This window comes from Bacteroides stercorirosoris (genome assembly GCF_900142015.1).
Lineage (GTDB): Bacteria > Bacteroidota > Bacteroidia > Bacteroidales > Bacteroidaceae > Bacteroides > Bacteroides stercorirosoris.
The window spans coordinates 1-11,820 of the sequence record NZ_FQZN01000021.1 but is presented as its reverse complement, the minus strand read 5'-3'; the positions used below and the strand labels follow the sequence as shown (position 1 = coordinate 11,820).

13 protein-coding genes are annotated in these 11,820 nt (G+C 44.4%); 9 read left to right on the top strand and 4 right to left on the bottom strand.

From position 1 onward, the window contains the following. Positions 1 to 14 precede the first annotated feature (14 nt). The 4 genes from BUC01_RS15665 to BUC01_RS15650 are packed head-to-tail and all read left to right on the top strand — an operon-like array spanning position 15 to position 2,882. Entirely contained in the window at positions 15 to 236 is a 222-nt protein-coding gene (locus tag BUC01_RS15665) for a PRTRC system protein C (protein WP_005636813.1), read from the top strand. Positions 237 to 272: 36 nt separating this feature from the next. Continuing rightward, a complete protein-coding gene (locus BUC01_RS15660; RefSeq protein ID WP_025831018.1) occupies positions 273 to 1,382 on the top strand; it encodes a hypothetical protein in 1,110 nt (369 codons plus the stop codon). Between the two features lie 10 nt (positions 1,383 to 1,392). Next, the gene (locus BUC01_RS15655; protein ID WP_025017583.1) at positions 1,393 to 2,094 is read left to right on the top strand and encodes a prokaryotic E2 ligase family D protein; all 702 of its coding nucleotides are present in this window, start codon (positions 1,393 to 1,395) and stop codon (positions 2,092 to 2,094) included. Further along, entirely contained in the window at positions 2,091 to 2,882 is a 792-nt protein-coding gene (locus BUC01_RS15650) for a PRTRC system ThiF family protein (RefSeq protein ID WP_025017582.1), read from the top strand. The genes BUC01_RS15655 and BUC01_RS15650 overlap by 4 nt, the downstream gene beginning before the upstream one ends. A gap of 83 nt (positions 2,883 to 2,965) precedes the next feature. Here BUC01_RS15650 and BUC01_RS15645 read toward each other — a convergent pair whose 3' ends face one another. Together BUC01_RS15645 and BUC01_RS15640 are read right to left on the bottom strand one after the other, a co-directional pair. Next, on the bottom strand, positions 2,966 to 3,670 hold the full coding sequence (locus tag BUC01_RS15645; protein WP_025831019.1) for an NYN domain-containing protein: 705 nt from the start codon (positions 3,668 to 3,670) through the stop codon (positions 2,966 to 2,968). Between the two features lie 56 nt (positions 3,671 to 3,726). Further along, positions 3,727 to 4,020: a helix-turn-helix domain-containing protein gene (locus BUC01_RS15640; RefSeq protein ID WP_005636803.1), complete on the bottom strand. Its 294-nt coding sequence runs from the start codon at positions 4,018 to 4,020 to the stop codon at positions 3,727 to 3,729. 474 nt (positions 4,021 to 4,494) lie between these two features. On the opposite strand from BUC01_RS15640, the gene BUC01_RS15635 reads away from it, so the two are divergent. The 3 genes from BUC01_RS15635 (at position 4,495) to BUC01_RS15620 (ending at position 6,254) form a co-directional block, all read left to right on the top strand. Further along, a complete protein-coding gene (locus BUC01_RS15635; RefSeq protein ID WP_005790140.1) occupies positions 4,495 to 4,779 on the top strand; it encodes a helix-turn-helix domain-containing protein in 285 nt (94 codons plus the stop codon). Positions 4,780 to 4,786: 7 nt separating this feature from the next. Further along, entirely contained in the window at positions 4,787 to 5,089 is a 303-nt protein-coding gene (locus BUC01_RS15630) for a helix-turn-helix domain-containing protein (RefSeq protein WP_025017581.1), read from the top strand. A gap of 385 nt (positions 5,090 to 5,474) precedes the next feature. Next, positions 5,475 to 6,254 (top strand): DUF4121 family protein, encoded by a 780-nt coding sequence (locus BUC01_RS15620; protein ID WP_025017580.1) that lies wholly within the window; start codon positions 5,475 to 5,477, stop codon positions 6,252 to 6,254. Positions 6,255 to 6,353: 99 nt separating this feature from the next. Here BUC01_RS15620 and BUC01_RS15615 read toward each other — a convergent pair whose 3' ends face one another. Beyond that, positions 6,354 to 7,217 (bottom strand): toprim domain-containing protein, encoded by an 864-nt coding sequence (locus BUC01_RS15615; protein ID WP_025017579.1) that lies wholly within the window; start codon positions 7,215 to 7,217, stop codon positions 6,354 to 6,356. 323 nt (positions 7,218 to 7,540) lie between these two features. Here BUC01_RS15615 and BUC01_RS15610 point away from each other — a divergent pair, with 323 nt between their 5' ends. Next, positions 7,541 to 8,500, top strand: coding sequence for an AAA family ATPase (locus BUC01_RS15610; RefSeq protein ID WP_025017578.1), 960 nt, complete (start codon positions 7,541 to 7,543; stop codon positions 8,498 to 8,500). Positions 8,501 to 8,513: 13 nt separating this feature from the next. Beyond that, positions 8,514 to 10,916: a S8 family peptidase gene (locus BUC01_RS15605; RefSeq protein WP_025017577.1), complete on the top strand. Its 2,403-nt coding sequence runs from the start codon at positions 8,514 to 8,516 to the stop codon at positions 10,914 to 10,916. Between the two features lie 467 nt (positions 10,917 to 11,383). Here BUC01_RS15605 and BUC01_RS26225 read toward each other — a convergent pair whose 3' ends face one another. Then, positions 11,384 to 11,737 carry a CatA-like O-acetyltransferase gene (locus BUC01_RS26225; protein ID WP_073314188.1) on the bottom strand — a complete coding sequence of 118 codons (354 nt, stop codon included), beginning with the start codon at positions 11,735 to 11,737 and terminating at the stop codon, positions 11,384 to 11,386. Positions 11,738 to 11,820: the final 83 nt, after the last annotated feature.

The following is an 11,820-nucleotide window of genomic DNA, read 5'->3' as shown; positions in this document are numbered from 1 at the left end:
AAAGAAGAGAAATTATGGCACTTGAAATCAAAGGATTGCAGAGAGTCTTCAAATTCAAGAAGGACTCTAAGGAACTGGTATTGAGCGACCCGAACAACGAACTGTCCGTAAACGAGGTGATGGACTTCTACTCCATGACCTATCCCGAACTGACAACGGCGACCGTTCACGGACCGGAATGGGAGGAGGACAAGGCGGTCTACCGCTTCAAGACAACCATCGGAGTGAAAGGGTAATCGTATGGACAAGAGAAAGAAAAAGGAGGACAAACCATGCAGACAGCTCTCAGAATCAGCCAAGGAGAATCTGGCAGGACTCATTATCTGTTTAGCCGGCCCGTCAGACATCCGAAGAGGAACAACGGGACAAAAAAGGAGGATACTGCCGCCACCGGGAAGCGTCATGATTTTCTGACAGATAAAATTCCTCCCCTCGCACCGGATTTCTGGCATAAAGACGGATATGACGGTTCCCCGGTCAATCTCACGACACCGGAGAATTTTGACTATCTCTACCAATCGGCATCGAACTATGCCGGACTTATGGGTATAAAGCTCCCTTTCCGATACAGGAAAGGGGGCAGCCCCCGTCTGAAAATCACCGAACTGTACAAGGCGATGGACGAGAGCGTGCCGGAATGTGTCAATCTGGAAGAGAAAGAAGGAAGGCTCCATTTCTGTCTGTTCCGCCATCACGACTGGCCGGAACCCGAGCTGTTCTGGATTCCCATCGACTTTACGGAACGGCTTCCCGTACCATTGAGGAACATTGTCAGGGAGTTCATCCGGCAATTCGTCCGGCATCACGGAGTCTGCAATGTCACCGAGGCGTTTTGCTATGACTTCGCCATAGAGGAACTGGAAGACTGGGAAAACCGGGATTCCGACGCTTCCCCGAAAGAAATCAGGGCGAACAGGCGGCTGGCGGATTCCTATCAGTCAGGAAAACGGGCGAAAGCGCTCAAACGGATGTCGGAAAAACCGTTCTGCAACTCCCTGGAAGAGGCTGTACGGAATTACCGGACAAAAAAGGGGAAGGAACAAAAACTGCTGGAATTGATAAGGGAGGGTATGGCACTGATCACCCCGGAAAGCCCGAACCTCACAGATTACCTGTACGATTGGGCGTATGAGGAGGAGCGTGATTTTTACCCGGTGGGAATGGAAAGCCAGGTCATGCTGGTCTACTCTACCCGTGACACGCTGGCTGAATGTATGGAAGGGTTCATGAACTCGGACTACCAGGAGACTTATGCCCTTACCCCGGTCACATACAGGTTCCTGACACCGGAAACGGACTGTCTCTTCCAAATGGGCGACTACCCGGAAAAGCTTTCAAAATGGCTGGCACGTTTTACAAAACATATAGCTGACAACTTCTAAAATGAACGATATGAATGAACTGACCAATAAATTGCAACAGGTGATGGTGCCCAAGGCGGCACTGATCGCGTATGAATACCGTGAGAACCGCTATGGGAACGGAATGCATTACCTCGAACTGCATCCCATCAATGACAGGGGCAGGATGGAGGCTGCCATGCCTGTCACCTATGAGTTCATGGACTCCCTGGTGGAATCCTATACGGATGACAGGCGGAACGTGCCGCACGGGAAAATCCCCGCCAACATGCTGTGGTGTGATACCCGTAAGGGGCACGAGAGGTATATCTGGTACAATCCTCCGGGAAAACGGCGGATGTTCTTTGCCGGAAGCCTGAATATTCCTGACGGGATATTCCATGTGCCCGGCGTGATCTACATGGTTTCCGGTGACAGGCTGGACATTTTCTCCTACAAGGGGGAAAAACCGGTGGAAAACAGCCCGCTTTTCCTCGCCCCTTTCTTCAATGTCACGGGCAGCAGTGTCTGTCTGGGAAATGCCACGTTGACTCCCCCGGAAGACATGACTTTCTCAAAACTCCTCGAGTATTGGGAAAAACGTTTCTGGCTCAGCGAGTTCTCCCATCTGGGAGGAAACAGAAACCCGACCGGAAGCAACCTGGTCTCGGTAACGGAAAAGGCACGCGCCAATCCGTTTGACGAGAACGAACTGAAACCCATGAACAAACAACTTAAAGACTTACTGGCATGAAAAAGATTCATTATACAGACAGGTACCTGCTCAATCCCTACCATCCCGTGACCGTCTTCGTAGTCGGTGCGGGCGGAACAGGCTCACAGGTGGCCACCGGCCTGGCGCGGATGAGCGTGGCATTACAGGCGCTAGGACATCCGGGACTGCACGTGACGGTCTTCGACCCCGATACCGTCACGGAAGCGAACATCGGACGCCAGCTGTTCAGCGGATCGGAACTCGGATTGAACAAGGCTGCGGCACTTGTGACCCGCATCAACCGTTTTTTCGGCTTCTCGTGGGAGGCAAAGGGGCAGCGTTATCCGCTGAAAGCCTCCGCAGACCGGGAAGAGCCCGCCCTGGCGAACATCATCGTTACCTGCACCGACAACATCCGCTCCCGGATGAACCTCTGGCGGTTCCTGAAGAAACACCGGGAACACACTTCCAACAACGAGCGGTCACCCATATACTGGATGGACTTCGGCAATGCCCGGACCACCGGACAGGTCCTGATAGGGAACATCCGTGGCAAGATTCTCCAGCCCGTCTCCAACGAATACCTGCCCATTCCCCGCATGAATGTCATTACCGAAGAGGTACGCTACTCCACCATCAAGGAAAAGGATTCGGGGCCGAGCTGCTCGCTGGCGGAAGCCTTGCAGAAGCAGGACCTTTTCATCAATTCCATACTGGCACAAACCGGCTGCGACATCCTGTGGCGTATGCTCAGGGAAGGAAGGACATTCTACCGGGGAGCTTATCTCAATCTCGATACCCTACGGATTAATCCCATTCCGGTATAGACAACAACCGTCAGTTTTCTTTCATGCATGGCAAGGATGCATAAAAGAAAACTGACGGTTCCTGATTGTTCCCGCCGTGCGGTTCAGCCTTTCAGCCGCACGGCACTTGCCACTCCCTTTTCCGTCATGACCAGCTCGTACCGGTCCAGCCTTTCATAGAGTTTGCCCAATGTCTTGCATCCATATCTCCTGACCTTGAATTTGGGCATCATTTTTTTTAATGCGCCGCCGATCAGTGAAAGGGAAACCTCCTCTTTGCCGTCAGCCGCCTGCCGGAAAGCCTTGTCGAAATACTCCATGTCCCTTTGGATAAAAAATTCGGGAGTATTGTCCGAAACCTTGTTTTCCTTCCGGTCGGCATACAGGAACACGGAACAGGACCGTACCAGTGATACGGGAGTCTTATCCTCCCCATATCCCAGCACCTTCAATCCGGCTTCCCGTATCCGTTGGGCAAGCAGGCTGTAGTCACCGTCACTGGCTACCAGACAGAAACAGTCTGCCCGACTGTCACGAAGAATGTCCATCGCGTCTATGACCAGTGCAATATCGGTCGTGTTCTTTCCGGGAGCATGGGAGGAAGCCTGTATGAGCCTGAATCCATGCTCCCGGGCAGTTCCCTTCCACGCGGAAAGCGCTTTCCTCGTCCAGTCTCCATAAATTCGTCTCACGACGGCATCCCCATAACGGGAAACAAAGCCCATTATATCCTCCATCTTCTCAAAGGAGGCGTTATCCCCGTCAATAAGGACTGCGACGGCATATCTAGAATTGGTATTTGTCTTCATAACAACTGTTTATGAAACAAAGTTAGCATAACTTCCGCATATTGATACTCCCACGCTCATTTTTTCTTTCCGCGTTTCAGCAAGAATTCCTGTATTTCCGAGCTTCTGTAGAAGTTCTTTCCGTTATCGTCCGTCTGGTAATAGCGGATCAGCCCTTTTTCCCGGTAGCGGGCGACTGTCCGCAACGACACGTTGAGCAGCCTGGCTATGTCATAGTTGTCCAAAAGCTCGTCCCCGTTCATGAAATCCTTCACACGCCCCATCCTGTCCAGTTTCTTCTCTATGCGGTCAAAACCTTCCACTATGGTCATTATCATTTTCTCAAGCACTTCATTGTCTATATACATCATGGCGTATCTCTCCTGTCTTTTAAAGGTTATTACTGAAATACCCTTTCTTGTGCGCACTTTCGAGAGTATATGCCATCTTTAGTGAAAAATCTATGCCGGAATGCCGGTCTTAACTTAATTATAGATTGTATTCTATTAAGAATCAAACAAATAACATTTTATGATTTTTATCGGTGAATGGTAAGTGTAAAATTTTGAAGTGTAAAACTGTAAAGTCCGAATGTAAACTTTACAATTTACAGGTAATATCCCGCCTATGTTCTTAAAACCGGGTAAATTGATGACGCTTCCACACAAAGTATTCAACATATATAATTGATGATAATATTTATTTCGGAGCATTTTCCTGAAGTTTGATTCTGCAGCCCTCTGTTACATATGACGTTTAATGACATCTGATGTCATTTGACGACATCCTTTTGGAGGTGAGTATCCCCTTCCATATTTTCGTATCCGACAAAAAAAGTACAGTTTATGGAGTTTGTATGTATCGAGGCTAAAACATTCATGGAAATGAATGAGGCTCTGGAAGCCGTTGCAAGAAAAATGTGTGAAACATGCGGAAATGGCATATCCGGTATGGACGACTGGATTGACAACCAGGAGGCTTGCATGCTCATGGATGTCTCTCCCGGAAAGATGTTACAGCTTCGCAGAAGCAGGGCCATCCCTTACAGTTATATAGACCGTAAGGTGTATTACAAACGTCAGGATATTATCCGTTTTATGGAAAACAATATTCACCGTATAACCCTTTAGAAGTGCTATGATTCAATCCCTGTTGACCAAAGAAACCCCGGAAATCATTCGTTTTTTCCGGAACATAGACAGCCTGTCTGAAATGCTGGACAAGCAGGAGGAGAAATTACGTCCGGTTCTGAACGGAGAACGTTACATTACGGATTGTGAGCTTGCCGAACAGTTGAAACTGACACGCAGGACGCTGGCAGAGTACAGGATAAACGGCAAACTGCCTTACTACAAGATAGGAGGCAAATTACTATATAAGGAGAAGGACATCCTTGCTTTGCTGGAAAGAAACAGGGTGGAGGCGTTTGATGACCGGTAATGTCCGTTTGGGAAATATCCGGACTTCAAGTGCTTCCTTATACAGTCCAATGTAAGATAAATGGGCCTAGGAATCTTTTAAAAACAGATTTTCCCTGGCGGATTTTATTGGGTGGATATATCAGGTTGGCGGGGTAAAGGTTTTCCACCTTGGAATCAAGCAGTGTTCCGCATTTCTGTTTCTTACCTGCAAAGGTAGCCTTTTGCCCCTGATCGAGCAAGGCGGTCCTTCGGACCGGTTGGCTGAAAAAATCATCCTCGCTTCGCTGCGGTATTTTTTCGCCAAGCCTTGCACAATCAGGGTAAAAGACAAACGGATGCATATAAGAAAAGAAATACCGGCTTTACCAAAGCCGGGCATGTTTAACCACAAAATAAAAAAGATCATGATTCAAACAAAAAACAAGTATTGCAAGGAAACGTTCATCCGCCTGAACTACTGGTATGACCGGATACACGGGCTTGTCCGGGAAGACATAGAGAAAGTGAACGCAATGGTGGAACACATCGAAAAGACACGTTCCGACCGGTATCCCCGTACAGGTGACAGCCTGTTCTTTATTTCCGGATACGGTGAACGCTCCCGGCCGTTCTTCGTAGATGCCGTGTATGGAGATAACATTGTGCTCCGGAATTTCTCCCGTGTCCCGTTCGTGTCCCGGGATAAGAAGGGTGTCAAATGCGATATGCATGGCGGTGAGTGTGTGTTGGTAAAGGCTGGCGATGTAAGGTTCAAGGCATGGACCACCGGCCGTTTCAAGCATTGGGGGCATTACGGGGCATGTGAGAACGGGGAGGTTTACTACGATACGAAAATAGCCCTGTGGGAATGTGGCACACCTGAACAGCTGGAAAGCCGGGAATGGTTCAAAATCCATATCCGCAAAAACACCCGGCCGGTCGGGGATATGTACACCGGAGAAATATCCTGCAAGGATGAGGATGGACTCAAGCAATTTATCGATGACCATGAAGGTTTCATATTCGCAGAAGAGGATTCCTTGGAAATGGTCATACTATGTTTCAGGCACTCCGACATGAGGATTTCCCCGGAAGAATGGGAAAAGATGGACTGTCCGGTATCCGTGCGTGAGATATACGGACAGATGCAGGAAGTAAAGATCGTAAAAGACCATAAAACACATCTGACCACATTCTACTATTAACACAGGATCGCCACATTAAAAATCACCCTGCTTCCTGCCACATGCAGCAGGAAGGAAACAAGGGGATATCATCTGACAGTCTTTTCAATTCTTCTATTATTATATATGGAGCTGATTGTTTTTCCCGCACAGATATTCATTCAGGTCCTTATATCCGGAATATTCATGCGAGAGATCACATATACGGATTCCGTATTTCTCCTTTAATGCCTGCACCGCATTTTTTCCGGCGGTATCATTGTCCAGACAGCAACAGATGCCGTCATATCGTGCAAGGAAAGAAAAAGCCTTCTGTAAGTTACTGACAGAATTCAACACTATATAATCCCCCTCTTCCAAGGATGGAAAAGCCGGCCTGAAAGACAGAAAATCCATAAACCCCTCAAAAATATAGCAAATCCCGCTCTCCGGTGAGCTGATGATACAGGTGATGTCCTTGGGAGCGATACAAGCCTTGAAATACCTGTTCCTGATTTCGTACCCTCCGGAAATATTAGGGAAAGCGATGGCAAAATAATTTTTCCCGTTCCGATTAAAATGAGCCTCCTTGCATACTTTTCGGGCCGTTTCCGTATCAATGCACCGTTCCTCCAGATAGGCAAGCAGTATCCGGTTGGCAAGAGGAGTGATTTTCAAGTCCTGAAAGGCGGGATACGCTTTTTCAAAAGGGCAGGAGACAGTAACCGGCTTCAAAACCGTCCTTTTATCCTCAATACACCGTAACACACGGCTTACATCCTGTGTCCGATAAATCTCCTTGGCTAATGTTATAATATTCCCTCCCTTCCCCAGACCGAAGTCATACCATAGTTCCTTATGGAGGTCTACCTTGAAAGAGGCCTCCTTTTCCGTCCTGAAGGGCGATTTGTACCATACGCTGTTCCCACGCTGTATTACCGGTTCATGTCCGAATCCGGCTAAAAAATCAACAAGCCTGATGTTCTTTGCTTCTTGTATGTTCATGACATATCTTTTTCATGAATTAATTCACGATTAACACATAGGACAAAGAACCGCTTTATACCCGAAACAGACAAAACAGTGTCATCAGATGGCATCAAAAGTCATCAGACGACAAGCAACCTAATATAAAAACATGTTACCATATGATTTATCATCTCCATTACTATTTATGTGTTTTACATACACTCCTTAAATCATAAATCTGTTATACAAACTATAAACATTCCTCAAAAAGTTTGGTGACATTGGTGATATTTGATAATATATTAGGGAATTAGACGAAAAAATAGTAATTTTGCAAATCAATAATTATTGATTTATAGATGGCAAATGCGGACCAAATATTGTCTTTGATACGTAATCATCTGAATAACGATGATGCGCAATTTAGAAAAGTTGCTCTCCAGATTTCTGCTGTAGAGGCAAAGAATGGTCATGCAGTATTAGCAAGAACCATCCAGGAGCTTTTAAGTCAAAGAAAAGCATCTTTTAGTGCTTTAAAGCTTATTCCACGTAATAAAGATGTGGATGACTTATTGCTTCAAGTCGAGACATACGATTGCCTGAAAAATATGGTGACGGACAAAGCATTGAAAGAAAAGATAGAAAGAGTCATCAAAGAATTTACAAAGAGAGAAGAACTTAGGAAATATGGACTTGCCAACCGCCGCAAATTATTGCTCTATGGCGTACCTGGGACAGGCAAGACTATGACAGCGGGAGTATTGGCTAAAGAGTTGAATCTTCCTTTATTTATTGTGAGGACAGAGAAAGTCGTTACAAAATTCATGGGTGAGACAGGACAGAAACTTAGCCGTATCTTTGATTTTATAGATGAGGTTCCCGCAGTCTATCTTTTTGATGAATTCGATGCTATCGGTGCTCAGCGTGGAATGGAAAATGAAGTAGGTGAACAGCGCCGAATACTCAACACATTTCTTCAATTGTTGGAACGTGACTCATCAGACAGTTTCATTATTGCAGCGACAAATGCCATTGATTCGATAGACAAAGCGATGTTTCGACGTTTTGATGACGTTATTGAATATCGCTTGCCAGACTCCGGACAACGTATTCATCTGTTGCGTGAATATCTATATGCGGCTAAAGAACTTGATTATTCCATGGCTGCACCTCTGTTTGAAGGTATGAGCCATGCAGAGATAAAAATGGTATGTTCTGATATATTCAAAGAATCTTTGTTAAATGATGTGCCAATGAATATAGAATTGGTAAAGATGGTCGTTGACAAACGGAATCAACTTTGTCGTGAAATAAGTTGAATAAGGAGATAATATGCAAAAGGAACATTTTTTCTTAGGTAACCAAATAGCAGAACCCCGTTCTTTCACGCCAAGAGCAAAGGTTGTACCACCTCCTGTTATTCCTGAAAGGAACAGACAAGAACATGCTGCATTTATCAAGGAAAGCTATAATGCAGTCGTTGAATATGCCATCACGGCTCTTTCTGAAAGGGAAAAGTGTGGTTTACCGTCTGCGGATGGTGTGTATATAAACCTTGACATGTCTCCCAAATTGGTTCCCCAAAAGTTAGCCCAAAGTAGTGGAGCATCCATTCTGAAAATCTCTGAAGATAAAAGTGACGGAAATGTTGATGTAACCGTATATATCAAAAATGAGAAAAAAGATTGGCTGAGCAAGAAGGCAGACGAGTATGCCGATGAAAAGTATAATACGAAAACAGGCAAACCTAAAAATACAGGCTTGATTGAACCTATCAACGCCATTAAGCCGGCAGATATACATGCGCTCTATACATCTACAGAAGATTTCGACAAACTACCTGATAATAAGGCCTTTTTATTTGAGTTGTGGATAACTAAAACAAAGGAATATGACACAGTAAAATTATCAGATGTCTTGGATAAACTTGCTATCTTAAAAGCAGGTAAAAATCATTTGGATTTTGATGGAGTAGATGTTTGGATGATAAAAGCAACCAAACAACAGTTATGTGAATTACCGCTATCTATCGGTTATATAGAAGGAGTGCGTCCCTATCATCAGCCATCAATACTTATAAAAAATCGGAGCGAAAGTCGTGAGTGGAGTGAACTGATTGAAGGAGAAATTCAATTTGCGCTTGATAAAGACAGTACAAGAATAGGCTTGTTGGACTCAGGCGTCAACAATGCCCATAAACTGCTGGCACCTGCTCTTCCTAATGACAGAATGAAAAGTGCTATCAGCGTGCCGGATACAACAGACCACAGTGACCATGGTACAGGTATGGCCGGACTTATGCTTTATGGAGATTTGACAGATATAACTTATCGACATGGAGGTCCGATAATCATAGAACAGGACTTGGCTTCCGTGAAGATTGTAGAGAACGGTCATACAACAGATCCGGATTTCTATGGAGCGGTAATTGAAGATGCTATCTATCAGGCTCAGGCTATGGGGGCGTCTATACAATGTATGGCTGTAACTGATGGTACATCGTATGACGGAAAGTCAACGTCAAGTTCTGCGTCATTGGATGAAAGCATATACCATAATGGCAAGTGTGACCGCTTGGTGCTCGTTTCAGCGGGCAACATTGAGCCCCCTGAAGTAGATGCCACAAATTATCTGGAGTCCTGCAAAGCCAATGCTGTACAAAGTCCGGCTCAAGCATGGAACGCATTAACAGTCGGAGCATATACGGAGAAAACGATAGTAACAGATGAAAGCTACAAGGCACTGGCAGCTCCAGGGAATCTGTCACCCATGTCAAGAAGTTCGTGGAGTTGGAGAAATGGTTGCAATAAGCCTGAAATAGTCATGGAAGGAGGTAATATAGCCTATCATCCTGTTTTTCAAACAACGACACATCCTGATTTAAGTTTGATTACTACCTGCCAAGATTTGGCGGAATCATTGGAACAGTTCCATGCTACAAGTGCGGCTACAGCATTAGCGACACGTCTTGCGGCAAAAATAAAAACAGCAACACCAGCTCTTTCCATGTTGTCTGTTCGTGGCATGATGGTACATTCTGCCAAATGGACACCGGAAATGATACGTATCGGTAATATCAAGGATATTATACCTTTATGCGGCTATGGCGTTCCTGATGAAGAGACGGCCTTATTCAGTAATGAAAAATATGCAACGTTTATATTTGAAAATGAGTTAATACCCTATTGGGAAAAAGATGGTTCAAACACCTATAATCAATTGCACTTTTATGATTTGCCTTGGCCAACAGAGGTGCTGGAACAAATGGGAGAAGAAAATGTAAAAATAAGAATCACACTATCTTATTATGTAAAGCCGTCTCCTGGATATGCAGGAAGAAGCAACAAGTATCGTTATCCATCTGCTACGCTGCATTTCGACTTGAAAAGTGCAAGCGAGAGTATGGAAGAGTTTCTTTGCAGAAGAAATAAAAGTGAAGGAGAAAAGAAAACTGACAATGATACTAACAGATGGACCATCAAACAACAACGTAGAGAACAAGGTACTGTACAATCTGACTGGATTGAATGTACGGCCGCTGAATTGGCTTCTTGTGGGCAGATCATTGTTTATCCAGGCCAAGGATGGTGGAAAGAAAGGAAATTAGCTAATGTTGATAATGTTATCAAATATTCACTTATCGTATCAATAGAGACAACGAAAACTGAAATTTACGATGCCGTAGAAACGGCTATCAGTAATAGAATAGGAGTACAAATAATGCAAGAAGTATAGGAAATAAAGAAAAAATCTAATAAGCACTTGATTATTAATAAAGCATATACGGAAACACAACGTCTTTATTTACATCAGATACAAATTACTGTTTCAATGACACTGTAGGCAGAGACTATAGATATAAACAGCATCGTTGACAAAAAACAGGCAAAAAAATATGCATTAGTTTGCAGAAATCGAACCTTTTATTTATCTTTGCAACGTCAAAGAGATAAAGATTACAAGATTAGTCAAGAAAAGCGATGAATTTAGTGTGATGCTAATTCAATGGCTTTCATAAAAGATAAAGTAATAATGTGCAGTCACTCAAGGAGTTAGAATAAACCGAAGCAAAAGGTTCGATTCCTGGTGGCACCACTTCAAAAATCAGAGAGTTACTCACATGAGTGACTCTCTTTTTTATTTGCATATCTACGGTTTACACTATTTTAAGCAATCTGTGTAAACCAGCGTGTAAAGAAGTTCTATAATAACCACTCCTTATAGTTTGAAGACAACTCCTGTAACGCTTGTACGAATCTCCCAACATGGACTCCGTCGCATACAGCATGATGGGCTTGTATGGAGAGCGGCATTAAGACGGAAGTTCCTGTTTCGATAAATTTGCCTATTGTAAAAATGGGAGGCAAATAGCGTCCCTCGTTAAACACATTTATATTAAATCCGGTAAAGTTTACCCAAGGTAAAGCGGATATCATAAAAGAGTTGGAAGGTTCATTGAGTTTAGGTCTTAAGGAAACAGATTGCGAATATCTATCTATATCTTCAATACAACTGTCATAAAATAGACTAAAGACACAGTTATAGAGACTATCCATCTGATTGTGTAAATAGAAAACTACGGTGTTTCTCTCGTAGTTTTTTTATTTATGTATTAACTTTGTAAAAATCAGATTTTATG